The sequence below is a fragment of the Streptomyces sp. NPDC014889 genome (assembly GCF_043081205.1).
Classification (GTDB): domain Bacteria; phylum Actinomycetota; class Actinomycetes; order Streptomycetales; family Streptomycetaceae; genus Streptomyces.
The window spans coordinates 17,634-41,357 of sequence record NZ_JBIBWH010000021.1 but is presented as its reverse complement, the minus strand read 5'-3'; the positions used below and the strand labels follow the sequence as shown (position 1 = coordinate 41,357).

At 70.1% G+C, this 23,724-nt stretch carries 25 protein-coding genes and 1 pseudogene; 9 read left to right on the top strand and 17 right to left on the bottom strand.

All coding sequences use genetic code 11. The annotated features are described in order from the left end of the window. The first annotated feature begins 7 nt into the window (after positions 1-7). The gene (locus tag ACF09J_RS32120) at positions 8-1,534 is read left to right on the top strand and encodes a malonyl-CoA synthase (protein ID WP_392308983.1); all 1,527 of its coding nucleotides are present in this window, start codon (positions 8-10) and stop codon (positions 1,532-1,534) included. Between the two features lie 177 nt (positions 1,535-1,711). On the opposite strand, the gene ACF09J_RS32115 is transcribed toward ACF09J_RS32120, so the two are convergent. The 4 genes from ACF09J_RS32115 to ACF09J_RS32100 form a co-directional block, all read right to left on the bottom strand. After that, a complete protein-coding gene (locus ACF09J_RS32115) occupies positions 1,712-3,139 on the bottom strand; it encodes a sodium:solute symporter (protein ID WP_392308982.1) in 1,428 nt (475 codons plus the stop codon). After that, entirely contained in the window at positions 3,136-3,381 is a 246-nt protein-coding gene (locus tag ACF09J_RS32110) for a hypothetical protein (RefSeq protein ID WP_392308981.1), read from the bottom strand. The genes ACF09J_RS32115 and ACF09J_RS32110 overlap by 4 nt, the downstream gene beginning before the upstream one ends. Before the next feature lie 15 nt (positions 3,382-3,396). Beyond that, entirely contained in the window at positions 3,397-4,881 is a 1,485-nt protein-coding gene (locus ACF09J_RS32105) for an amidase (protein ID WP_392308980.1), read from the bottom strand. 177 nt (positions 4,882-5,058) lie between these two features. Next, positions 5,059-6,138 (bottom strand): Lrp/AsnC family transcriptional regulator, encoded by a 1,080-nt coding sequence (locus ACF09J_RS32100; RefSeq protein WP_392308979.1) that lies wholly within the window; start codon positions 6,136-6,138, stop codon positions 5,059-5,061. 211 nt (positions 6,139-6,349) lie between these two features. Here ACF09J_RS32100 and ACF09J_RS32095 point away from each other — a divergent pair, with 211 nt between their 5' ends. Further along, a complete protein-coding gene (locus ACF09J_RS32095) occupies positions 6,350-7,348 on the top strand; it encodes an ATP-binding cassette domain-containing protein (protein WP_392308978.1) in 999 nt (332 codons plus the stop codon). Next, positions 7,345-8,130 (top strand): ABC transporter permease, encoded by a 786-nt coding sequence (locus ACF09J_RS32090; RefSeq protein ID WP_392308977.1) that lies wholly within the window; start codon positions 7,345-7,347, stop codon positions 8,128-8,130. The genes ACF09J_RS32095 and ACF09J_RS32090 overlap by 4 nt, the downstream gene beginning before the upstream one ends. A gap of 135 nt (positions 8,131-8,265) precedes the next feature. On the opposite strand, the gene ACF09J_RS32085 is transcribed toward ACF09J_RS32090, so the two are convergent. Both ACF09J_RS32085 and ACF09J_RS32080 read right to left on the bottom strand, forming a co-directional pair. Next, positions 8,266-9,009: a TetR/AcrR family transcriptional regulator gene (locus ACF09J_RS32085; protein WP_392308976.1), complete on the bottom strand. Its 744-nt coding sequence runs from the start codon at positions 9,007-9,009 to the stop codon at positions 8,266-8,268. Between the two features lie 459 nt (positions 9,010-9,468). Beyond that, positions 9,469-9,960 (bottom strand): MarR family winged helix-turn-helix transcriptional regulator, encoded by a 492-nt coding sequence (locus ACF09J_RS32080; protein ID WP_392308975.1) that lies wholly within the window; start codon positions 9,958-9,960, stop codon positions 9,469-9,471. 110 nt (positions 9,961-10,070) lie between these two features. Between ACF09J_RS32080 and ACF09J_RS32075 the strand changes: the two genes are divergently transcribed. Together ACF09J_RS32075 and ACF09J_RS32070 are read left to right on the top strand one after the other, a co-directional pair. After that, positions 10,071-10,484 (top strand): organic hydroperoxide resistance protein, encoded by a 414-nt coding sequence (locus ACF09J_RS32075; RefSeq protein WP_392308974.1) that lies wholly within the window; start codon positions 10,071-10,073, stop codon positions 10,482-10,484. A gap of 30 nt (positions 10,485-10,514) precedes the next feature. After that, positions 10,515-10,754, top strand: coding sequence for a hypothetical protein (locus ACF09J_RS32070; RefSeq protein WP_392308973.1), 240 nt, complete (start codon positions 10,515-10,517; stop codon positions 10,752-10,754). Positions 10,755-10,859: 105 nt separating this feature from the next. Here ACF09J_RS32070 and ACF09J_RS32065 read toward each other — a convergent pair whose 3' ends face one another. Continuing rightward, positions 10,860-11,486: a TetR/AcrR family transcriptional regulator gene (locus tag ACF09J_RS32065; RefSeq protein WP_392308972.1), complete on the bottom strand. Its 627-nt coding sequence runs from the start codon at positions 11,484-11,486 to the stop codon at positions 10,860-10,862. Positions 11,487-11,585: 99 nt separating this feature from the next. Here ACF09J_RS32065 and ACF09J_RS32060 point away from each other — a divergent pair, with 99 nt between their 5' ends. The 3 genes from ACF09J_RS32060 (at position 11,586) to ACF09J_RS32050 (ending at position 14,438) form a co-directional block, all read left to right on the top strand. After that, positions 11,586-12,239, top strand: a complete 654-nt coding sequence (locus ACF09J_RS32060; RefSeq protein ID WP_392308971.1) for a CatB-related O-acetyltransferase — start codon at positions 11,586-11,588, stop codon at positions 12,237-12,239. Positions 12,240-12,297: 58 nt separating this feature from the next. Continuing rightward, the gene (locus ACF09J_RS32055; RefSeq protein ID WP_392308970.1) at positions 12,298-13,488 is read left to right on the top strand and encodes a macrolide family glycosyltransferase; all 1,191 of its coding nucleotides are present in this window, start codon (positions 12,298-12,300) and stop codon (positions 13,486-13,488) included. 239 nt (positions 13,489-13,727) lie between these two features. Continuing rightward, a complete protein-coding gene (locus ACF09J_RS32050) occupies positions 13,728-14,438 on the top strand; it encodes a DUF4232 domain-containing protein (RefSeq protein ID WP_392308969.1) in 711 nt (236 codons plus the stop codon). A gap of 359 nt (positions 14,439-14,797) precedes the next feature. On the opposite strand, the gene ACF09J_RS32045 is transcribed toward ACF09J_RS32050, so the two are convergent. The 3 genes from ACF09J_RS32045 to ACF09J_RS32035 all read right to left on the bottom strand — a co-directional run bounded on the left by ACF09J_RS32045 (position 14,798) and on the right by ACF09J_RS32035 (position 18,372). After that, a complete protein-coding gene (locus ACF09J_RS32045) occupies positions 14,798-15,538 on the bottom strand; it encodes an SDR family NAD(P)-dependent oxidoreductase (RefSeq protein ID WP_392308968.1) in 741 nt (246 codons plus the stop codon). Between the two features lie 222 nt (positions 15,539-15,760). Next, positions 15,761-16,405 carry a response regulator transcription factor gene (locus ACF09J_RS32040; RefSeq protein WP_392308967.1) on the bottom strand — a complete coding sequence of 215 codons (645 nt, stop codon included), beginning with the start codon at positions 16,403-16,405 and terminating at the stop codon, positions 15,761-15,763. 161 nt (positions 16,406-16,566) lie between these two features. Further along, the gene (locus ACF09J_RS32035) at positions 16,567-18,372 is read right to left on the bottom strand and encodes a sensor histidine kinase (RefSeq protein WP_392308966.1); all 1,806 of its coding nucleotides are present in this window, start codon (positions 18,370-18,372) and stop codon (positions 16,567-16,569) included. A gap of 150 nt (positions 18,373-18,522) precedes the next feature. Between ACF09J_RS32035 and ACF09J_RS32030 the strand changes: the two genes are divergently transcribed. Next, positions 18,523-18,834: a hypothetical protein gene (locus tag ACF09J_RS32030; protein ID WP_392308965.1), complete on the top strand. Its 312-nt coding sequence runs from the start codon at positions 18,523-18,525 to the stop codon at positions 18,832-18,834. Between the two features lie 92 nt (positions 18,835-18,926). Here ACF09J_RS32030 and ACF09J_RS32025 read toward each other — a convergent pair whose 3' ends face one another. The 7 genes and pseudogenes from ACF09J_RS32025 to ACF09J_RS31995 form a co-directional block, all read right to left on the bottom strand. After that, a complete protein-coding gene (locus ACF09J_RS32025; protein ID WP_392309040.1) occupies positions 18,927-19,364 on the bottom strand; it encodes a GyrI-like domain-containing protein in 438 nt (145 codons plus the stop codon). Positions 19,365-19,399: 35 nt separating this feature from the next. Further along, positions 19,400-19,768 (bottom strand): helix-turn-helix domain-containing protein, encoded by a 369-nt coding sequence (locus tag ACF09J_RS32020; RefSeq protein ID WP_392308964.1) that lies wholly within the window; start codon positions 19,766-19,768, stop codon positions 19,400-19,402. A 46-nt stretch (positions 19,769-19,814) separates the two neighbouring features. Continuing rightward, positions 19,815-20,135: a nuclear transport factor 2 family protein gene (locus ACF09J_RS32015; RefSeq protein WP_392308963.1), complete on the bottom strand. Its 321-nt coding sequence runs from the start codon at positions 20,133-20,135 to the stop codon at positions 19,815-19,817. Between the two features lie 31 nt (positions 20,136-20,166). Continuing rightward, a pseudogene (locus tag ACF09J_RS32010) lies at positions 20,167-20,942 on the bottom strand (SDR family oxidoreductase). A gap of 438 nt (positions 20,943-21,380) precedes the next feature. After that, complete coding sequence (locus ACF09J_RS32005) at positions 21,381-21,719, bottom strand: hypothetical protein (protein ID WP_392308962.1); 339 nt, start codon at positions 21,717-21,719, stop codon at positions 21,381-21,383. After that, positions 21,716-22,459: a response regulator gene (locus ACF09J_RS32000; RefSeq protein ID WP_392308961.1), complete on the bottom strand. Its 744-nt coding sequence runs from the start codon at positions 22,457-22,459 to the stop codon at positions 21,716-21,718. Before ACF09J_RS32000 ends, ACF09J_RS32005 begins: the two co-directional genes overlap by 4 nt. Beyond that, on the bottom strand, positions 22,456-23,637 hold the full coding sequence (locus ACF09J_RS31995; RefSeq protein ID WP_392308960.1) for a sensor histidine kinase: 1,182 nt from the start codon (positions 23,635-23,637) through the stop codon (positions 22,456-22,458). Before ACF09J_RS31995 ends, ACF09J_RS32000 begins: the two co-directional genes overlap by 4 nt. Positions 23,638-23,724 lie beyond the last annotated feature (87 nt).

Below are 23,724 nucleotides of genomic sequence, written 5' to 3'. Positions count from 1 at the left end.
ACCCCTGATGGCACCACCCTTCACCACCATCCACCGGTCCTTCGCCGAGCAGGTGGAACGGCAGCCGGACAAGGCGCTCTTCGAGCTGCCCGACGGCCGGCAGATCACCTACCGCGAGACGGCACGGACCGTGGGACGGATCGCCGCCCGGCTCGTCGCCGACGGTGTCACCCCCGGTGACCGGGTCGCCATGCAGGTCGACAAATCCCCGGAGGCCATCGCGCTGTATCTGGCGACGCTGCGGATCGGCGGCGTCTTCCTGCCACTCAACACCGCCTACACCGGTGCGGAGATGGAGTACTTCATCGGCGACGCCCGGCCGCGCGTGCTGGTCTGCTCCCCGGAGCGGCGGGCCGACCACGCGCACCGCGAAGGGGAGGACCTCGTCGTCGAGACCCTCGGCACCAAGGGTGACGGAACCCTGCTGGAGGGCGACCGCCACCACGACGAGGTCGTCGACGCGTCGGCCGACGACCCGGCGGCGATCCTCTACACCTCCGGCACCACCGGACGCTCCAAGGGCGCGGTGCTGACCCACGGCAACCTCGCCTCCAACTGCCAGGCGCTGCTGGAAGCCTGGCAGTTCACCGACCAGGACCGGCTGATCCACGCCCTGCCGATCTTCCACGTCCACGGGCTCTTCGTCGCCGCGAACATGACCCTGGCGGCCGGTGCCTCCATGTACTACCTGCCGAAGTTCGACGTGGACACGGTCGTGGACCTGCTGCCCCGGGCCACGGTGCTCATGGGCGTGCCCACCTTCTACACGCGGATGGTGAAGAACGACCGGCTCACCCCGGAGACCTGCGCGTCGATGCGGCTGTTCGTCTCCGGCTCGGCCCCGCTGCTCGCGAGCGACCACGAGGCCTTCGAGGCCCGTACGGGCCACGCCATCCTGGAGCGCTACGGGATGACCGAGACCGGTATGAACACCACCAACCCGTACGAGGGCGGCCCGCGCAAGCCCGGCACCGTCGGCAAGCCGCTGCCCGGCACGGAGATCCGGGTGGTGGACGGCGAGACCGGACAGGCGCTGCCCGACGGTGAGGTCGGCAGCATCGAGGTCCGTGGCCCCAACGTCTTCAGCGGGTACTGGCAGCTGCCCGAGAAGACGGCGGCCGAGTTCCGTGCGGACGGCTTCTTCATCACCGGTGACCTGGGCCGCATCGACGAGGACGGCTATCTGTGCATCGTCGGCCGGGGCAAGGACCTGGTGATCTCCGGCGGCTACAACATCTACCCGAAGGAGATCGAGGAACTGCTCGACGCCCACCCCACGGTGCTGGAGTCCGCCGTGATCGGTGTGCCGCACCCGGACTTCGGGGAGACGGTCGTGGCCGTCGTCGTCCCCGCGCCGGGCCGGCAGCCCCAGGAGGCCGAACTCCTGAAGTTCATCGCCGGCGACCTCGCCCGGTTCAAGCACCCGCGCGCCGTGCGCGTCGAGGAGGCGCTGCCGCGCAACGTGATGGGGAAGGTGCAGAAGGCCGAGCTGCGTAAGCGTTACCAGGACCTGTTCGTGGGCTCGAACGCCTGATCCGGAGCGGGGCTGACAAGAGCAGACACGAAGTGAAGGGCCGTCGTCGAGACGGCCCTTCACTTGGTACCTGCGGCTCACCGAGATTGTGACAAGCCGTAACCCGTAGGGGAGTGGAGAGCGCGATGGGCCGCCGGGCGGCGCGCGGCCTCATACCGCGCGCGGCCCGGTGACCGGTCAGTTGGCCTCGGCCGGGACCGGGGCGAGGGAGCGGGACCGTACGACGAGCTGGGCGACGGCCGTGACCACCAGGTTCGGGACGAGGGCGATGAGCCCGGTGTCGACCGTGCCGACGTCCACGCCTCCGAAGGTGAGCCAGATCAGGACGCCGACGCCGGTCAGGATGCCGAGCAGCGCGGGCACCGCGTCCAGACGGACCTTCTTCGCCAGGCCCATGACGATCGCAGGGGCGAGCTGGGTGAGGCCTCCGTAGGTGAGCAGCAGCAGGTCGGACAGGAGCCCGGGCCTGGTCAGTCCGAGTACGAGGGCGAGGCCGGCGGCCGCGACGACGCACAGGTGGTTGGTGCGCAGCTGCGCGCGTTCGTTGCGGACGCTGAGCAGGTTGCGGGACAGCAGGCTGGAGATGCCCACGACAATGGCCGCGGACGGAACCATCGCCGCCGAGGCCGCGGCGACCGCGACGATGCCGACGAGCCAGCCGGGCAGGGTCTGGCCCGCGAGGGTCAAGGCGACGGCGTTCGCGGGGGAGTCCGGCTTCACCAGCAGGATTCCGGCGAACCCGACGATCACGGGGATGCCGAGCGCGATCTGGTAGAGCGGCAGCCAGACCGCGTTCTTGCGCAGCGCGCGCCCGCTGCCGGCGGCGAGGACCGGCGGCCACAGGTGGGCCATGGTGCCGAGTCCGCCGCCGATGCCGGAGATGATGACGGCGGTGACGAAGAACGTGGCGTCGTAACCATCCTGATGGAGCGTCAGGAGGTTCGGATGGCTGTCCCGCACGGTCTCGAACAGGCCGCCGATACCGCCGTTCACGGACAGCGCCACGCCGACGATCAGCACCACGAGCCCGACGATCATCAGGGCGTCCTTGAGGTAGGCGACGCGCGCGATGCCGCGGATGCCGGACCACAGGACGAAGGCGACGGTGAGGACGGTGGCGAGCACCATGCTCAGGTTGCCGCCCGTACGGCTGCCGGTGGCGAGCTGCACGATCAGTCCGAGCCCGGTGATCTGGAGCTGGAGGTACGGCAGCAGGAAGACGGCGCCGACGACGGCGACGACCTTGCCGAGCAGGGGACTGCGGAAGCGGTCGGCGAAGAAGTCGGCCTGTGTCAAGTAGCCGCCCTTGCGGCCCAGTTCACGCATGCGCGGCGCGGTGAAGTACTGCAGGATGAAGTTGATCGCGAGATAGCACAGTGCGAAGGCCGCGGCGACGCCGCCGCCGAAGGCGATGCCGGCGAGACCGAGGAAGCTGAAGGTCGTGAAGGACTCGCCCGCCTGCAGGAACCAGGTGGTGAAGGTGGAGAACTTGCGCTTCCCCACGGTCCATTCGCCGAATTCGCCGCGGCTCGGGCGGCGCCCGCTCATGCCGACGACGGCGATGGTCACGATGCCGACCAGGGTGATGGCCATGGTGGTGTTCACGCGGCGACCTCCTCGTACGCGTCGGGCGTCACGTTGTCGTCCTCGTCGTCCTCGTCGGTGTGGTGAGCGAAGTGCTCGACGAGCGCGAGCGAAGCCGTCGTACCCGCCGTCCACAGCAGGCACCAGGCGAGGACGGAGGGGATGCCGAACCACAGGTGCGGGCCGTTGACGAAGGGCAGGAACGGTGTACTGAGGAAAGCCACTACGGGCACGACGGCCCAGAGGACGTGCGGTTTTCTCATCGGGGCTCCATACGGCTACGGGAGGGAGGGGCGACGGCGTCCGTGCCCGGTGGCGGCCTCGTAGGCGGCACCGGTCTCGAGCACGGTCCTCTCGGCGCGGGGTGGGCCCACGATCTGGAGGCCGACGGGGAGCCCGGCCGGAGTGAAGCCGGCGGGGACGGAGAGGGCGGGTGAGCCCAGAACGGTGACGAAGTACGCGGAGCGCATCCAGTCCAGGTAGGTGTGCTGCGGCTCCCCGTCGATGTCGGTGGGGTACTCCGACTCGATGGCGAACGGGGTGACCTGGCTGACCGGGGCGATCAGCACGTCGTACCGTTCGAAGAAGGCGGTGGCGGCGAGGTGGATGCGGGCGTGCCCGGTGGTGGCACGGACGAGGTCGGCGCCGGTCAGGCGCCGCCCCTCCTCGATGTTCCGGACGAGGCTGGGCTTCAGGGACGCGCGGTCGCTGTCGAGCAGCGCGCCGAGACCGAGGTGGAACTCGTGGGCGCGCAGCGTGCGGAACACGTCCTCGGCGCCGTCCAGGTCGGGGCAGTCCTCGACGACAATGCAGCCGAGGTCCTCGAAGACCTTGGCCTGGCGTTCGAAGACGTCGCGCACGTCGCGGTCGACGGGGACCCGGCCGCCGAGGTCGGGGGCGAACGCGACGCGCAGCCCGGCGGTGTTCCGCCCGAGCGGCGCGCGGAAGCCGGCGCCCGGCTCGTCGAGGGAGATCGGGACGCGCGGGTCGGGCCCGGCCATGACCGACAGCAGCAGCGCGGTGTCGGCGACGGTGCGGCCCATGGGCCCGGCGACGCCGAGGGTGTCCCAGAGGTTGCCGGAGGGGTGCGAGGGGACGCGGCCGGGGGTGGGGCGCAGGCCGACGACGTTGCAGAAGGACGCGGGGTTGCGGAGCGAGCCGCCCATGTCGCTGCCGTCGGCGAGCGGCTGGAACCCGGCAGCGAGCGCGGCCGCGGCCCCGCCGCTGCTGCCGCCTGCGGACCGCGTCATGTCGTACGGGTTCCGGGTCGCGCCGAAGACGGGGTTGAAGGTGTGCGAGCCGGCCGCGAACTCGGGGACGTTGGTCTTGCCGATGCGGATGGCGCCCGCGCCCTGGATGCGCTGCACGAGGAGCTCGTCCTCGTGCGGGACGTGCTCGGCGAAGAGCGGCGAGCCGTGCGTGGTGCGCATGCCGCGGGTGAGGTGGGTGTCCTTGAAGGCGATGGGCAGGCCGTGCAGCGGGCCGAGCTCCTCGCCGCGCGCCTGCCGCTCGTCGGCGGCGGCGGCAGCGGCCAGCGCGCCCTCCGAGTCGAGGGTGACGATCGCGTTGACGGCGGGGTTGTGACGCTCGATGCGGTCGAGGTGGGCCTGGACGACCTCGCGGGCCGAGAGTTCCCCGCGGCGGATGCGGGCCGCGAGGTCGACGGCGTCAAGCACGCAGATCTCGTCCCCGTCGGGGACGGCGGGGCCGGATGCGGCGGATTCGGCGAAGCTGGGGGCGACGGGGCCGGGAGCAACGGGCATGGCAGTCCTAGGGCAGCGGGCACGGTGGGCGTCGCCGCGGTGATGCTGATCCGGCCGATGGCCGAGGCGCGACGCGTGTGGTGCACCACACTGAAGCTACTGACTCTTTCAGTCAATAGGCTGGCGGTGGTGAAGTTTTAAGACGCGAGATCCTCGGTGGTGAAGATTTAAGTCGCGTCACGAAGGCTCGTGGCCGGTGCCCGGGAACTCGACACCACTGCGCTTGAAGGACTCGACGACCAGATGGGACTGCACGGCCTCCACGTGCGTCACCCACGGTGAGGCCGTGAGGAACGCGTGCAGCGCGGCCTTCGACGGCTGCGTCACGTCGACCAGGAGCTGATGCTCACCCATCACGACGGCCGCGTACCGCACGAGCGGCGACTCGACGAGCAGCCGGCCCACCTTCTCGACCTCGTCGGGCCTCACCTTGATCCACAGCAGTGCCTCGACCGGCAGGCCGAGCAGCGCGGGTTCCACGGCGGCCCGGATGCTCACGAGGCCTTCCCGCGTCAGCGTCTCCACACGGCGCCGCGCGGTCGCCACGGACACCCCGGCGACGGCCGCCAGGTCCTCGTGCGTGCGCCGCCCGTCCTCGGCGAGCGCCCCCAGGATCGCCAGCTCCTCCGGCCCGACCTCGATGTCCGGGAGAGCGAGGTCGTCGACGATCCCGGACGGCCCCCCGAGCGCCTCGACCTCCCCGGCGTCCAGGATCCCGGGCGACCACTCGTGCACCGTGCGGAAATACCGCAGAACCGGTGACACGCTCTGCGAGACGAGCCCCGGCAGCGCGGGCACCTCGTCGAACATCAGCGGCGCCAACCGGCCCGGCGGACACTGCAGTTCGGCCACGCAGTCGACCGGCCCGGCGAGCGCGTACGAGAAGATGCAGTCCGCGCGCCGGGCCGCCGCCACGGCCGCGTCCCGCACGGCGCCAGGCCGGCACGTCATCCGCAGGATCACGGTCTCACCCCGCACGACAAGCCCGCGCACGGCGACGTCCCCGCTCTCCAGCAACCGCAACCCGCGCCGCGCCACCTTCCGCTCGGGCTCCCCGAGGGCCCCCGCGATCCGCCGCCACGAGGCCCGCCCATCGATCTGCAGAGCGGCGACGATCCGCCGGTCGAGCTCGTCGAGAGCACCCCTGGGCGCGCCACCGTGCGCACCGACGGGCACGCTCGGGTGCGTGGAAGGGCGCGCGGTCGGGGCTGCGGGGGCGGTCGGCGTGGCCGGCGTCGCCGGTACTGGGTACGTCACGGGGACGACCCTAACTCCGGGCGACCCCACACCCAGGGGGTCGGGCTGTGCGGCTCGGCCGAGCTTCGATCCACCGACGTGGTGTGAAGGTGATCTTCGGGGGTCATGGAGAGCCGCACGTCCCGCTGAACCAGTTGCGTACAGCGTACTCACTTACGTACAGTAATATCGCGTACAGCGTACTCACTTTATTGCGCGAAGTGGAGGAGACGTGAACTCACCCATCGTGTCGGCCCAGGGCCTGCGGAAACGCTTCGGTGACTTCGAAGCGCTGGCCGGCCTGGACCTGGAAGTGCCGCCCGGCACCGTCTACGGGCTGCTCGGACCGAACGGTGCGGGCAAGAGCACCGCCGTCCGGATTCTCAGCACGCTGACCCGACCCACGGCCGGGCGGGCCACCGTCGCCGGCTTCGACGTGAGAGAACATCCCGGCAAGGTCCGCGAAGCCATCGGGCTGGCCGGCCAGCACGCGGCCATGGACGAGAAGCTGACGGGCCGTGAGAACCTGCGGGTCTTCGGCAAACTGGCCCGGCTGGGCCGGCGTGGCGCCCGGCGGCGCGCCGACGAGCTGCTGGAGCGGTTCCAACTCACCGAGGCAGCCGACCGGCAGGTCAGCACCTACTCCGGAGGCATGCGGCGGCGCATCGACCTCATCGCCAGCGTGCTGCGAGCGCCGTCCGTCCTCTTCCTGGACGAGCCCACCACCGGACTCGACCCGCGCAGCCGCCTGGAGATCTGGGCCATCGTGCGCGAGATGGTCGCGGCCGGCGCGACCGTGCTGCTCACCACCCAGTACCTCGAGGAGGCCGACCAACTCGCCTCGGCCGTGGCCGTGATCGACCGCGGGCAGGTGATCGCCGATGGCGCCCCGGCACAGCTCAAGGCCCGGATCGGCAGTCACGTCGATGTCGAGGTGGGCAGCGAGGACGACCTCGCGGAGGCCATGGTCATCCTCGAGCGGATGACCGGAGGACAGCCGCGGGCCGAGGACCTGCGCATCGTCACGGGCGTGCACGGCAAGGCACCGTCGGTGCCGCAGATCGTGCGCGAACTCGACGCGGCCGGGGTGGCCATTCAGGACGTCGGAGTCCGCAGGCCCAGCCTCGACGACGTCTTCCTCACTCTCACCGGCCGCCCCGCGCAGGAGCCCGCGGGGCGGCGGAAGGGCGAACAGCCCGAGCAGTGCGAGAAGCAGGAGGCGGCAGCGTGATCGTCCTGGCGGACAGTCTCACCCTGGTCGAGCGCAAGCTCCTCCAACTGCGGCATCAGCCCGGCACCCTCGTCGCGATGCTGGTGATGCCCGCGGTCATGGTCGTCCTCTTCGGCTATGTCTTCGGCAGTGCCATCCAGGTGCCGGGCGGCGGGAACTACCGCGAGTACCTCATGCCCGGCCTGTTCGTGATGACCGGCATGTTCGCGCTGTCCTCGGCGATGGTGGACGTCGCCGCCGACCAGGGCCGCGGCGTGACCGACCGGCTGCGCTCGATGCCCACCTCCCGCATGGCGGTGCCCGTCGGCCAGACGGGCGCGGACGCCGTCACGGGACTGTTCGGACTGGTCATCCTGATGGCCTGCGGGCTGGCCATCGGCTGGCGCGTGCACGACGGCCTCGGCCGCGCCGTGGCCGCGGTCGGTGTCCTGCTCCTCTTCCGCTACACCATGTCCTGGGTCGGTACGTACCTGGGGCTGCTGCTGCCGTCGGAGCAGACGGCCGACTCGCTCTCGCCCCTCACACTGCCCCTCAGCATGTTGTCCAACGCGTTCGTGCCGACGGACGGCATGCCGGCCTGGCTGCGGGCGATCTGCGAGTGGAACCCGATCAGCGCCGCGGTCGCCGCGTGCCGGAAGCTGTTCGGCAACCCCGGGGTACCTGCCGCGGACGGTTCCTGGCCGCTCACCCACCCGCTGACCGCGACCCTGCTGTGGGCGGCGGTGCTCCTGGTGGTTTTCGTCCCGCTCTCGGTACGGCGCTTCGCCCGCGCCGGCCTGTGAACCCGCGCCTCGGAACGGTTCATCGACGCGGCCGTCCGCGGCCGAGGGTGGACAGGTCCGGGGCCGGTGCCGTAACTCCCGTCGTTCGCGAACTCCCGTCGTTCGCGCGCAGCGCGGGCGCGGCGGCGTCCGTTCTCAGGAGCGCTCCGGCGGCTCGTTCCCCGGGGGGCCGGACAGGGCGGGGAAACGGGCCTCGACGCCGTCCAGCAGGATGGCGAGGCCGGCCTCGAACTTCTCGTCGTGGCCGCCGTGCCGCGCCTCGTGGACCAACCGCTCCAGGTACGGAAAGCGGCCGGTGGCCAGCAGCTCGGTCACGTACGGCCCCATCCGCTCCTGCCAGGCCTTGCGATCCTCCCCGGAGCGCAAGGCCGCTTCCCGCTCCGCCGTCTCGGCCTGGCCGGCACCCGTGACCCAGTGCCGGATCAGGTTCACGACGTCGACCATGTCGTCGATGCTCAGCCCGCGGCCGTCGACGAGGGCGAGGTCGCGCTCGTTGGCACGGAGCATGTTGGGGCCCATGATCGGCCTGCCGGCCATGGCGTGCGCAAGCCAGGGGTGCCGGCGCAACGTCTCCCGGTACCGGCGGGCGAACGTGGCCAGATCCGCACGGGTGTCCCCGGTCGGCTCCTGCGCTTCGAAGCCGAGGGCCTGGTCGATCACCACGGCGTACAAGTCTTCCTTGTTCGGCAGATACCGGTAGAGCGTCATCGCGCCGGTGCCCAGTTCCTTGGCGATGCGCCGCATCGTCACCGCCTCGATGCCCTCCCTGTCCGCCAGCGCGATCGCCACCTCGGCGATGCGCTCACGGCTGTACGCCGGAGCCCGTCCGCGCGCCCCCCTTTCCCGCCGCAACCAGATGATCGGATTCGGATCGCTCATGCGCCGATGGTAATCGCGTACAGCGTCCTCGATTACGTCCCGAGCCTGCCGCAGACAACGGCATCGTCACCCTCCGCGCGCCATCGGCGCCCGTCCCGGCGCACCCGGACCAGAATGAGGAGGTCGGCTGGCAGCCGAGCCGCCTTCCGCGACGCGCTCGGCGTGGACGATGCCACCCTGTTCTCCGGCCGAATACGCCGGACACCGCACACCCGATCGCCTCCAGTGGCTCCTCAATAGCCCCCGTTGGGACGCCGATGAACTTCGCGACGACCTCCAGCACTACGCTCGGCCGGGGTGAAGACCGACAGGTCTTGCTCGACCTCGTCCAGTGGAACGGCCGGATCGACGACCTGATCCCGCAGTGGTGCTGGACTGCGCGACTGTCCGGGCTGCTCCGCGCGCAACGGTCGGTACGTCTCCGGCCCCACTCCGCGTCCCTCTCGTGACCGGCAGTTGTCACCCGCAGTCGGGAGCCTCCTCCAAGGCTGCCGCGTCGAGCGCCGTGGTCAGCCGGTCGAGGCGGGCGCGCAGCTCGCGGACCTCGTCGAGGGTGAAACCGGTCGCCGCGCCGATCCGTTGCGGCACCCGGAGCGCGCGCTCGCGCAGCGCGGCGCCCTCCTCGGTGAGCCGCGCCTCGACCGACCGCTCGTCGCGCGCGCTGCGCTCCCGATGCACCAGACCGGCCGCCTCCAGCCGCTTGAGCAGCGGGGACAGCGTGCCGGAGTCCAGCCGCAGATGCTCCCCGAGCCGCTTCACGGGCGTGTCGCCATGCTCCCAGAGCACCAGCATCACCAGATACTGCGGGTAGGTCAGCCCGAGCTCCTTGAGGACCACGCGGTAGACGCCGTTGAAGGCACGCGAGGCGGCATGCAGCGAGAAGCAGATCTGGCGGTCCAGATGCAGCCACTCCTCGTCCGGCGGGGCGCTGGGCGGAACCTCGGTAGTCATACGGCCAGGATAACCGGACACCGCGCCATTTGATTGTGCACAACTCAATTGTGTGCTCTACTTATGTGCGTAACCGAAACACGTCTGGCTCCGAGAGGACTTGGTCCCCCATGGGCACGCTCTACACCGCCGTCGCCACCGCCACTCACGGCCGGGACGGCCGCGCCGTCAGCTCCGACGGCAAGCTCGACCTGCAACTGGCCGTCCCGGTGGGCATGGGCGGCACTGGGCAGGGGACCAACCCCGAGCAGCTGTTCGCCGCGGGGTACGCCGCCTGCTTCGCCGGGGCCCTCGGCGTGGTCGGCCGGCAGGCGAAGGTGGATGTCGGTGATGCCGCGGTCACCGGCGAGGTCTCCATCGGCAAGCAGGGCGAGGGTTTCGCGCTCGCCGTCACCCTCCGCATCGAACTGCCCGACAACATCGACAAGGCCACCGGTCGCAAGCTGGTCGAGCAGGCCCACCAGGTCTGCCCGTACTCCAACGCCACCCGCGGCAACATCCCGGTGGAGCTCGTCGTTGAGTAAGAGGTTCCAACCTCGGGCTCTTGGGCTTTCGTGACAGCGGGCTGTCCGACAGGCGGTCAGGAAGGCCAGAAAGCGCCTCTGACCGTCCTGTGGCTCCTGTCCGTCACGCTGAGGGAGAAGACGCTCCACGAATCGGCGGCCCGGGCGGAGGAGATCCTGTGCCTGAACGTCGAGGATCTGCACCCGTGCGACAAGCGCGGCCGGACCCTGGCCAAGGGCGGGCCGACCGAGTGGATCCACTGGCAGTCCGGCGCGGCCCAACTGCTGTGACCTCGCGGCTATTTGCTCTCTGGTGTCCGAAGGAGGGCTACTGGACCTGATCCAGGTCTTGTCGCGCTCTCTGATTGCGCTTGCGTTCGCTCCCCGTCTCCTCGATCACGCGCTCTCTTCCCGACGAACGGAGAAGGCACCCGCGGCAGCCGCCAGGACTGCCGTCTCCGCGGCCCGTTCCGGGAGTTGGGGGTCCGGATCGGCGCGCAGGAGCACCAGCTGGTGGTAGAGCGGCGCCGTGGCAGCGATCAGCAGGCTCCGCGCGTCCGTGTGCTGTGCGGGGAGTTCACCGCGCTCGACGGCGCGCTCGACGAGGATCTCGCACTGGGCATACCGGTCCGCCCACAACTGCGTCTGGGCCCGCGCGGCCTGTTCGGAGTGGAACGAGGCGGCCATCAGGGCGACGGCGAACGACGGCTGTACGACCAGGGACTCCTGGATCTCCTGGTTGAGAGCCGTCAGATCGCCGCGCAGCGAGCCGGTGTTCGGCGGCTGCCAGTCGATCTCGCCGGCGGCGTCGATGACGTCGACGAGCAGGCCGCCGACATCGCGCCAACGCCGATACACCGTGGCGCGGTGCACTCCGGCCCGTGTCGCGACGCCCTCCATCGTGAGTCCTTCGTGACCGCTTTCGACGAGTTCGGCGCGCACCGCATCGAGAACCTGGGCGCGGATGCGGGCGGTGCGACCGCCCGGACGGCGGTCCGATGTCGTGTCCAATGGGTCTGTCATCGGCAATCAGTATCCGGTTGAGCAAGGCGGCAGGGCTGTGCCAGCATCTTAACGCGACAGTTGTCGCTCTAGGTCCACTGGAGAGGAACCGCCTCCGCGATGCCGCCCGTTCCCGCCGACCCCACGGTGCTCCACCCGATGCCCGAGCACCCGCGCGTCGTCCTGCTCAAGCCGCTGGTGAAGTCGCCGTTGATCGAGGTCGGTGACTTCTCCTACTACGACGACCCGGACGACCCGACCGCGTTCGAGACGCGCAACGTCCTGTACCACTACGGACCCGAGCGGCTTGTCATCGGCAAGTACTGCGCGCTGGGTACGGGCACCCGGTTCATCATGAACGGCGCCAACCACCGCATGGACGGCCCGTCCACGTTCCCCTTCCCCACCATGGGCGGCTCCTGGGCGGAGCACTTCGACCTGATCACCGACCTACCCGGCCGGGGCGACACGGTCGTCGGCAACGACGTGTGGTTCGGCCACGGCGCCACGGTCATGCCCGGCGTACGGATCGGTCACGGCGCGATCATCGCCGCGGGCGCCGTGGTCACCGGCGATGTCCCCGACTACGGCATCGTCGGCGGCAACCCGGCCCGGCTCATCCGTACCCGCTACGACGCCGCAGACGTCGCCCGGCTCCTCGCCGTGGCGTGGTGGGACTGGCCCGTGCAGCACATCACCGGGCATGTACGGACGATCATGTCGGGGACCGTCGCCGACCTGGAGCAGGCCGCCGCGCAGACCGGCCGGCCCTGACACCGCGTCCTCGCCACACCGCCCGCACCCGCCCCGCGACAGAAACGAGAGATCGCCCATGTCCCGTCGCCGCGCCCATATCGCGATGGTCGGCGTCCCCATCGTCAGCCATGTCCTGCCCAGCCTCGCGCTCATCCGTGAGCTGGTGGCCCGCGGGCACCGGGTCACCTACGCCAACGACCCTTTCGTGGCCGACCGGATCGAATCCGCCGGCGCGGAGCTGGTGCCCTGCACCTCCACGTTGCCCGTCGCGGACAACGACTGGCCTGCCGATCCCATCGCCGCGGCGGGCCTCTTCCTCGACGACGCCGTCCAGGCGCTCCCACAACTGCGCGCCGCCTACGACGACGATCCGGCCGACCTGTACCTCTACGACATCGGCGCCTATGCCGCACGCGCCCTCGCCGAAGCGCAGGGCCGTCCCCTCGTGCAGTTGTCCCCGACGTTCGTCGGCTGGGACGGCTACGAGGAGGAAGTCGCGGCGCATCTGCGGAAGTTGCCGGGCGCCGACGCGTACAGCGAGAAGTTCACGCTGTGGCTCGCGGAGTGCGGGGCGACGACCACGGACGTGGACGCCTTCTCCGGGCCGCCCGCCCAGGCCCTCGCCCTGATCCCGCGGGCGATGCAGCCGCACGCCGATCGAGTCGACACCGACACGGTGACCTTCGTCGGCCCCTGCTTCGACACCCGAGCGGACACGGACGGCTGGACCCGCCCGGCGACCGCGGACCACGTGCTGCTCATCTCGCTCGGCTCGGCGTACACGCGCCGGCCCGCCTTCTACCGCCAGTGCATCGCCGCCTTCGGCGACCTGCCCGGCTGGCACGTCGTACTCCAGATCGGCAGGTACACCGACCTCGGGGAACTCGGCACCATCCCGCCCAACGTCGAAGTGCACTCCTGGGTCCCGCAGCGGGCGATCCTGGAACAGGCCGACGCCTTCGTCACCCACGCCGGCATGGGTGGCTGCGGCGAAGGGCTCCTCGCCGGGGTTCCCATGATCGCCGTGCCGCAGGGAGCCGAGCAGTTCATGAACGCCGACCGCCTCGTGGAACTCGGCGTCGCCCGCCGTGTGGACACCGCTGACGCCACCGCCGAGACCCTTCGCGCGGCGCTGAACGACCTGGTCACGGATCCGGAACGCGTCGAACGGTCCAAACAGTTGCAGGCCGCCGCCCGGGCCGAGGGCGGCACCCCGCGCGCCGCCGACCTCATCGAGAACATGCTGGCCGCCGCCGAGGGGGCGTGACGAGAAGCGGGCATGGCTGGGTTCCCGAGTCTTTGACGGAGAAGATGGCCGACGCCGGGGGAGCGCGTGGCTTGTGCCTGCGCCCGGTTGCCTTGTTACCGAATGCGGACAGACCGGAGTGAACTACGCCGACCCCGGCGTCATCTCATGGGATGCAGCGAAACAGCCGATGCGGCCGGTCTCCCTGCGGGAGCAGGGGGAGGTGCCGCGTGCTGACAGACCATGGGGGAGCCTTCATCATGACCACGCACCGTGCCCGACGTACCGCCCGTACCGCCGCCCTGGCCGCCGTCACCACCGCGCTGGCGCTGGGCCTGACCGCCTGCGGCGGCGCCGACGACGGATCGAAGGCGGCGGGCGGCGACCACGCCGCTGGTACCGCGCAGAGCCGGTCCGCGTCCAACGGGGACGGCAAGCGCAGCGCGGAGCAGGCCAACAGCGTTGGTGACACCAAGAAGGGGGCGCCTTCGGCGACCGCCTCGGGCGGGACGGACGAGGCCGCGGGCACGGGCACAACAGTCGACGCCCAGCAGTGCCGCGGAGACGAGATGCTGATCACCGCGGTGCACCGGTTCGCCGGTCAGCAGGGCGACCACCTGCTGGTCACCGCGTCGAACGAAGGCGCCAAGCCATGCTGGGTCACCTCGTACCCGGCCGTGAAGCTCGGCGAGGACATCGACGGCGCCGCACTGCCGCACTCGAAGAAGGACAACCCGGGCGGCGACAAGCACATCACGCTCCGGCCCGGAGGCAAGGCGTACAGCGCGGTGAACCTCTTCGACTACGGCTCGAAGAACCACACGGCGCAGTCGTTCGCCATCGCGCTGCGTTGCGCGGACGGACGCAACGGCCCCTTCTACTCCGTCGACGCCAAGGGCCAGAAACCGCAATTCAGCTGGAACGAGGCCGACGTGCTGAACTGGAGCACCAAGAAGCCGTACGACTTCTGACGGCCCGCCGGCCAGTGACGCTTCACCGCCGGGGGTGGTTCTGCGCGGCCAGGCCGGTGCTGGCTGGATGCCTGCCTCGCGGTCCGTAGGCATGGGCAAGCCGGCGGCGGGCCGTTGTCACAGGCGGCGGTTACGTTGCTGTGGGTCTACGACGCTCAGGGCCGCCGTACCCACGCCCTGGACTACCAGCGGCCGGCCACCCTGTACGAAGCCGCCCGCAACGGCTGCACGGAATGCCGCGCTATGGCCTGCGGCCACTGCGCGATCTTCAGGAGTCCACACAACCCCCGATGATCACGCGGTGGCCGTCCCTCTGTGCGGGCTGGGCCTCAGCGTGGTTGCGAAGTCGAGCTCGCGTGTCAGGCGGTGAAGCCGCCGTCGACATGGATCGAGGCTCCGGTGATGTACGAGCTGTCCGGGCTTGCCAGGTGGGCGACGGTGGCCGCGATCTCAGCTGCTTGCGCATAGCGGCCCACAGCCGTGAAGCCGGCGATCACCTGGGCGTTCGGCCCGTCAGCAGGGTTGGTGTCCGTGTCGGTGGGGCCGGGATGTACCAGATTGACGGTGACTCCACGGGGACCGAGTTCACGGGCCAGGCCCTTCGTCATCCCGACCAGAGCCGTCTTGCTCATCGAGTACAGCGCCAGTCCGGGGAAGACCGCGCGATCGGCGACATTGCTGCCGATGCTGATGATGCGGCCGCCCTGGCCCATGTGACGCGCTGCCGCCTGGGACGCGGTGAATGGCGCCCGGACGTTCACCGCCAGGGTGCGATCGATCTCTGCCGACCCCAGGTCTTCGAGTGGGCCGACGAGGAAGACGCCGGCGTTGTTGACCAGGATGTCGAGTCTGCCGAAAATCGCGGCCGCCTCGTCCACCGCGGCGGTGAGTGCCTCGGGGATGGCGCTGTCGGCCTGGATGGCCAGTGCCCGGCGCCCTCTGGCCTTGATCTGCTCCACCACCCGGGTGGCGCGTTCCGTGTTGTTCTCGTAGGTCAGGACGACGTCGGCGCCTTCGTCGGCCAGCCGCAACGCCACAGCGGCACCGATGCCCCGGCTGCCGCCCGTGATCAAGGCCGTGTTTCCTTCAAGTCCGTTCATGACGTTGAGCCTTGCTGGCACCAGCGCCGGAAGCTGGCGGGAATCAGACCTGGCGTTCGGCCTCCAGGAGGGCAACACCATCCTGATCAAGAGAAGAGGGCTTCCGCTTGTGACTATCGCTGACCACCGCACGGAGCAGAAGGTCAAGCCGCTGGAGGGCACTTGATGCATCTGTCCCCAGACCGGTGGATCTGCCATCGGTCTTTCGGTCCGCCCCCGGTCTCAGCGACGCTCTTTCAGATAGGCCAGTACGGCCAGCACACGGGGGTGGGCACCGCCGTTCTCGAAGATGCCGAGTTTTTGGAAGGTGCTGCGCATGTGTGACTCGACCGTGCGCTCGGACAGGTGGAGACGCTGCGCGATGGCGGAATTGGACAGGCCCTCGGCGGCCAGTGCCAGCACCTCGTGCTCCCGTACGGTCAGGGTGGAGAGCGGGTCGTCGCGGCCGGTTGTACGTAGGAGAGCGGCGACGATCTCGGGATCCAGGGCCGAGCCTCCGGCTTCGACCCGGCGCACGGTGTCGAGGAAGTCGGCCACGCTCAGTACCCGGTCCTTGAGCAGGTAGCCGAAGCCGCCGGAGGCAACCAGCGGCAGGCACTGGCGGGTTTCGATGTGCTGAGACAGCAGTAGCATCGGAAAGCCCGGATGGGCTGCGCGGATGTCGCGGGCGGCGCGGGCTCCGTCGGCCGTCATGGTGGGCGGCATCCGGACGTCGATGACCGCCAGGTCGGGCCGGTGGCGGGAAACGGCGGCGACGAGTGAGTCGGCGTCGGCAACCGTCGCAACGATCTCCTGGCCGGCCTCGGTGAGCAGGCGGGCCAGCCCTTCGCGGAAGAGCGCCGAGTCCTCGGCCAGCAGAATGCGCATATCAGATCGTCACCTTGATGGTCGTACCCGTGCCCTGGGGGCTGTGGAGGAGCAGACTTCCGCCGACCGCAGTTACACGGTCACGGACGGAGGTCAGCCCGTATCCGGGTCGGGTGCCGCCGATGCCGTCGTCGGACACCTCGACGTGCAGCCCGGAACCGTTATGACGGACGGCCAGGCTGATGGTGCTGGCGTGGGGCGTGCTTGAGCGTGTTGGCCAGGGCCTCGGCGACCACGAAGTATGCGGTGGTGGCGACGGCCCCGGGGAGGTCCACGTCGCACACGGCCGCCTCGACCGGCACGGGGCAGTCGCCGACGAGTACGCGCAGGGCGGCGGCCAGCCCATCGTCCAAGAGGCTTGGGCGTACGCCGTGAGCGAGGCGGCGCAGTTCGCTCACCGTTCCCGCGAGCGTGGTGACGGCAGCATCCAGGTCGCTGTGAGTGGGGTCCTCCGGGGCGAACCGGCTCTGCGCCGAACGCAGCCGCATCCCGACCGCGATGATCTGCTGCTGCGCGCCGTCGTGCAGGTCCCGGGCGAGCCGCTGCCGCTCGGCCGCAGTCGCCAGCGCCAATCTGGCCCGGCTCGCCCGGGCCTCATCCAGTGCCAGGCGCAGCTCAAGGCGCAACCGACTGACCTCGATCGGCAGCCGGGCTTGCACAGCGGCGTCGCGGGCGCGGCGCATCCGCCTCGCAGTCGGCGCACGCAGCAGGATGACCCCCACCTCGCTGTCGCCGGTCCTCAGAGGCAGGCACGTAGCGTCGTCGGGCACCGTCACAGGCTCACCGTCGAGGTCGAGGTATGTGCTGGAGGGACCGGTGGGCGGCTTGAGGAGCAGGCGGAGCTCCGGGTCGCCGACGACCGACCGAAGGAGATCCGCGACCGCTTCCGGCTCTGCCGCACCGTCCCTGACCCGTCGTACGAACTCCTCCACCCGCGCGGTGATGACTGTCCGATCCCGGTCAACCAGGCGTCCCACCAGGTTGTTGACGCCGCGATGCAACGGCAGCAGGCACAACGCCGTGACGAACGCCGCGCCGATCAGGCCGAGTTTGGTGCCGGCGCCGAGGAGATCCGCGGCGAAGAAGACCAGGGCGGCGAAGATCGACGCCGACACCAGAGTGGTGAGCAGCCAGGCCAGCGACGCGCCGAGCAGCCGATCCACGTCGAACAGGTCGTACCGCAGCACGGCCACCGTGATCGCGACGGGCACCGCCCACAGCATCGCCGCCATGAAGCCGGTATACGCCGCGTTTATCGAGGCCCCCAGCATTTCGGCGGCGCAGCCTGCGGCGAGCAGCACCGGCACGGCTCCAGCACCGAGCAACAGCCAGCGCAGTTGCTGGCGGACCACTTCGTCGCCCCGCCGATATCGCACGACCAGGCAACTGACCGCGGCCACCAGCACTGCCAGCACCCCGCCGAAGGCCACCACCCCCACGACCACCACCGCGGGCAGCGGGATCCGCCACGCGACCTGACCGGGCAGCAGCGCTGGACCGCCGCGGTCGGGTTCGATGAACGACACGGACAGATTGAGACAGAGGCCGGCCGCCACACCCGCCCACGCGACCAGTCGCCAACTGGGCCCCGGCAACCGTCCATCGGGAAACGTCAGGCACAGCGCGACGAACCCGGTCAGGTTCCACACCGACGCACCGAGTTTGAGCATGTAGAACAGGCGGGCCGCCGGCGCCTGATGAGCCAGCGTGAACGTCTCTCCCCACGTCTCGACGGCGAACACGGCAGCGGGTGCCGCGCCCACCCAGCTCAACGCGGTGCCGACCGAGCTCGGCACCCGCCGGGTCAGCAAGGATCCGGTGACGACCGGCCCAGCCAGGAAGCAGCTCTCAAAGGCCCACTGGCCCGGCGACAATGCCTCCGTGGGCCCGAAGGCCAGCCAGGCCCTGACAAGACACGCAGCGGCGAACACTGCCCCCGGCAGAGCCACACGGACCGTCTTCGCCATGGCGCCATCATCGCCGGGGCATGCGGCCTTCGTCATCAGTGCCAGCACGCAGCGCAGACCGCGCGAGCCGTTCCAGCGGCAGCCCCGATGTGGGAGAGCCGGCCTTGGGAAGACGCTGACGACCGCACTTCCACAACGAAAGGAACGGTCGTGGAACTCATCGTCATGGTCCTCGCCGCCTTCCCGCTCGGCTACCTCATACGCAGCCGGACGGCCGCGCTCGTCACCTACATCGCCATCCACTCGTTCATGTTCAGCTTCCAGAACACGTCACTGCTGATGGAGTGGCTGGGCGGCGACCACTCCGCCTTTCCCAAGGGCGCCACCTCTCCGCCGTGGTCGTACCTCTTGGTCAACCTCGCCATCTACGCGGCCGGCCTCGGTCTCGTCGCTCTCGGCGGCAAGGTGCGCGCCAAGGCCGGCGCGAAGCGGACCCGGAACACCGTGGACATCGCCGGGTAGTGACTTCGGTTCGTCAGGGTGACGCTGGATCGTCGAGGGTCAGGCCGGTGCCCGCTGTGTCACCCGTACTGCGACACTTGCCGCCGCTGCTGCTACGTCGTCGAACGGCTGGTGCCGGGGTCGATGAGCCATGCGGCGAGGGTGCGCCAGCGATCGGGCCGGTCGGTGTCGCGTGGCCCGACGAGGTAAATCTCCTCGACGAGGTTCTGGGAGCGCAGACCGTTGCGCGCGACGAAGGAGCCCACGGCGCCGTAGGTGAGGTCGAGATCGTCGTGCGGGCCGCAGTGGGTGGCGACGGCGGCGGGGCGCTGGGGGAGTTGGAGCGGCTTCACGGTGGCCGGTGCTCCCGGTGGCAGCGGAACCTCGGCGGGGAGATAGACGGTGGCGCGGCCGTGCCCCTCGGTGAAGAGATCGTGCTCGTAGCGGCCGCCCGGAGGGAGCACCGGCCGTCGGCCGGCCGCCGCATCCAGATCGTTCATGGCGGCGTCGTACCAGCTCAGGTCCGCTCCGGGCGGGACGTCCAGGGACACCGCGAGGACGCGTTGCGGCGGAAGAACCTCAAGGCTCACTGTCCGTTCGGCCTGCGGGTCGAGGAGTTCCCGGAGCGCCTGGCCGCTCGCTGGGTACGGCCGAGCCGGTCTTCGAGCCGGCGGAGGTGGACAGCGACGATCTGCTGCGCCGCATCACGGCGCTCGCCCGCGCCACCGGACTCGGCCTGGAGGAAGCTCCGGAGGTCTGCCAGCGGGAGGTCGAGTTCGCGCAGCCGCCTGATGGTCAGTGCCGGCCGGACCTGTGCGGGGGTGTAGTAGCGGTAGCCCGTAGCCGGGTCGACCTGGGCCGGGACGAGGAGGTCCTGCTCGTGGTAGCGGCGGAGCGTGCGGATACTCAGGTGCGTGATCCGGGAAAACTCTCCGATCGTCCATCGCTCCTCCACGCTGTCCTCCTCGTCGTACACATCCGGCCCGGCTCGGGTCTCGGTTTCAGGGCGCGATGTCCAGCAGTGTGATTCTCCCCTGTGCGTCGCGTTCGAAGTTGAAGCGGAGGGTGACCGGGCTGCCGGCGAAGTTGCCGGAAACCTCCGCGACGGCCTTGCACGCGGTGGCCGTCCCGGAGACTTCTCGGAAGTTGTAGCGCACGGGTGGGACCTCGGTGCGCCAGCGGCGCACCGCCGTGAGTCCTCGGTGGCTACGCCCGTCGTCGTGTACGACGATGTCGTCGTCGAAGAGCGCGAAGTAGCGCTCGCGGTCAGGGTCGATCGCCGCGGCGAAGTAGTCCTCGGCGAACTCCTGGACGTCCTGCATGGTCTTCTCCCAAGTTGTGGTGCGGGCCGGCTCAGAGGGTGCGGATGGTGCCGCCGTCGATGACGTGCTCGGCGCCGGTGATCGCACTCGCCCGGTCCGAGGCCAGGAAGGCAATCAGCTCGGCCACCTCTTCCGGCTCGGCGGGCCGCCCCAGCGGGATACCGCCGAGGACCTGCATCAGGTCGTCGAGCGCGGCCTCACGCGTGATACCCCCCTCCCTCATCCGGCGCGAGAGGAGATGCTCGGCACCGTCCGTGCGGATGAATCCGGGCGCGACCGAATTGACCCGGACACCACTCCCGCCGCGACCTCGTTCGCGACACCTTTGCTATAGGCGGCCAGGGCACTCTTGGCCGCGGCGTACGCCAGCGTCGAGTCGTGCAGCGGCATCCGGCGCTGGATCGAGGTCACGTGCACCACGGCGCCCGACCCGCGGGAGGTCATCCCGGGGACCAGCGTGCGATCCAGCCGGACAGCGGAGAACAAGTTGAGGGCTAGCTCCTCCGCCCACGCTCCGTCGTTCAGCGCCGCATACCCCCCGGCCGGGGTGCGGGAGCCGCCGACGACATGCACCAGGATGTCCGGGACACCTATGAGCTCGGCCACTGCCGCGGCCGCCGATGCGGCGCCCTCGGGGGTGCTCAGGTCGGCCTGCACGAAGAGGGGGTCGGCTGTCTTTGCCGGCGTACGGGCGATGGTGGCCACCTTCGCCCCGGCGTCTCGGAGCCGGCGTGCTGTCGCCAGCCCGGTTCCCCTGCTGCCACCCGCCACCACGGCGCGACGTCCGTCGAGATCATTGCTGTTCATGGCTGCGACCTTGGACCCTCCCGCAGGGAGAGGGTCAAGACGGACCGCATGACCGGGGTCATCGACGGGCACCGTCACTTTCGTCCCGTGGCGGCAAGGTGTGGGAGCCGGCGGAGGAGGCACGATCGCGGGCCGGTCGGTCTGCGTCATCACGTCACCGCCGGCCGCCGGCAGGGCGCCGCGGTGGCGCCCTGCCAGCGGGGTGGGATCAGATGGCCGAGGCCGTGTCCTGCTCGCGGTGTCCCACAATCCCTCCGAGTGCGACGCCTGCTCCAACTCGCGATCCGGCCGGCGGCCTGGCCGGCGACGGTCCCGTCGACTGCCTCCACCTGTGGCAGACCCGTCCGGGTGTCCCAGGCCACCCCTCGGCGGAGGCAGCGTGCGAGGCGTTCGTCGACCTGCTCGTCGCCGGGATCAAGGACCCGGCACCCGAGCCCGTCAGCCGGTCGAGCGGATCCGGTAGCTGACGGCGGTGTAGGGGAAGTCGCCCTGTCCGAGGGTGCCCGTGCGGAAGTACACGTCGCCCGCTCGGCCCGGGGCACCGGTCGTGCAGCCCTCGTTGAAGAAGACGTCTACGGACTGGTTCGACGCGGCGAAGAAGGATCGGACCGGGGTGGTGAGTTCCTGGCACACGTCGACCTTCCCCAGGTCGAGCTGGATGGCGGTTCCGGTCTGGGTGGCACCCGTGTAGAAGGTGATGCTGCCGAGCGTGGCGGCCTGTGCCTGGCCCGCTCCGGCCAGGCACAGGGCCGCCGCGGCGACGGCGGCCCTGCTCATACGCCGGTGCCGGTCTCGGCCGTAAGCCGTTGCCCGCGCGGCGTTGCTGCACGGCCACCCGATGCGGGGTGCTGCTCGGCAGGGTAGAGGCCGGCCCGGAAGGTGAACGAGACGAGTTGCGCTCGATCACGTGCGCCGACCTTCGTCATGGCCCGCACCGCATGCGTCTTCACGGTGAACGGCGACACGGACATCTGCGCCGCGATCTCGTCGTTGCCGAGACCGCTCGCGACGAGAACGACCACGTCCCGCTCCCTTGGCGTCAGAGCGTCGAAGCGTCGCAGCAGTTCCTGGTCGATCACCGGGGGCGGACTGCTGGTCATATGGCCGATGAGCGCGGCCGTCGCGGCGGCCGACAGCGCACCGCCACCGCCAACGACCTCGGTGATTCCGGCGACGAGTTCAGCGGGGCTCACGGTCTTGCTCAGGAAACCGTTGGCGCCCGCGCGAAGGGCGGCGAGAACGATGTCGTCCTGGTCAAAAGTGGTCAGCACGATCACCCGTATCTTTTCGGGTGGATGCTCTTTGCGGATCCGGCGGGTGGCTTCGACACCGTCGATGCCGGGCATCCGGATGTCCATCAGGACCAGGTCGACGGGGTGGTCCCTGAGGAAGGGGACGACCTGGAGTCCATCGGAGAGATCACCCACAACAACGAGACCGGGGTCGAGCCGGAGCATCGTTTTGATGCCGGCCCTTATCTCGTCCTGGTCGTCGACGATCAGAATCCGCGTCGTCATACGACGGCTCCCAGGGGGCTGAACTCCGCATGGACCCGGAATCGCCCGTCGTCACTGTCGATCGTCAGCCGCCCGCTGGAGGACTCGACGCGTTCGCGCATCCCCAAGAGTCCGAGTCCGCTGCCCGAGCCGGAGTCACGCAGTGAGTGACCGACGCGGTTCTCCACGGTGACGCAGATCCTGCCGTCGTGCTCGCGCACATCCACCGTTGCCGCCCCCTCTCCATGCCGGTAGGCATTCGTGAGTGCTTCCTGAACGACTCGGTAGACCGTCACGCCGACGCTGGGCTCCACGAAACCGGCGGGGATGTCGATGGAGGGCCGGACTTCGAGGCCGATGCTCTCGAAAGAGGCGATAAGGCTTTGCAGGCCGCTGAGCGCCGGGGCCGGCCGGAGCGCCTCGTCGTCGGAGCTGTCGTCTCCGAGGCGGAGGAGCGCGAGGATCCGTTGCGTTTCGACGACGACGGTGCGGGCGCTGGACCTGGCTGAGGCGAGGGCCTGCAGGGAGGATTCGGCGTCTTCGGGCAGCCCGATCTCCGCGGCACCGAGATGCAGACTCAGCATCGCGACCTGGTGGCCGATGACGTCGTGGAGGTCCCGGGCGATGCGGAGTCGTTCCTCGGTCACCCGTCGGGTGGCTTCGATCTCGCGGGTGGCGATGGCATTTTCGGCCCGTTCCTCCAGGGTGCGCCAGTGCTCTCGATGGATGCGCAGCGCGGCCCCTGTCGCACCTCCTGCTATGGCTGAGAAGAGTGCGGCGGCTCCCACGATTGCGCCGCCCCGGAAACCTCCCAGCGTCATGAACGCCCCCAGGAAGGACGCCGCCACGATGCCGGTTCCGGCCAGCGGCTGCTTCCCCCTGAAGGTGACCGAGAGCAGTACGAGCACCGCCATCATCCACACCGACAGGGGGTCGTGGCCCACTGCGGTGACGGCGAAGGACGCCGCGCTCGCCCCGACCAGTCCTGCCCACGGCCTCCACCATGAGAGGGCGACACCGCCACCGGCGAGGAGCACGGAGAGGGCTGTCGGCCAATCCGACCCTCGCAGGATCACTGCCACGATCTGGCCGGTGAACACCAGCGCAGCCACCGAATACGCGACGAGGTGCAGCGCCTCGGGGCGGCGGACCCACAGGGGTGCCACGGGCCCGTCCTGATTGTTCTGCGCTGTGACCATGGCCTGATTCTCGTCCACGTCTGCTGCGGCCGTGTACTTCGAATGATGTAGACGGCGAGCCCGGTCCGGGCGACGGGGACGGGGACG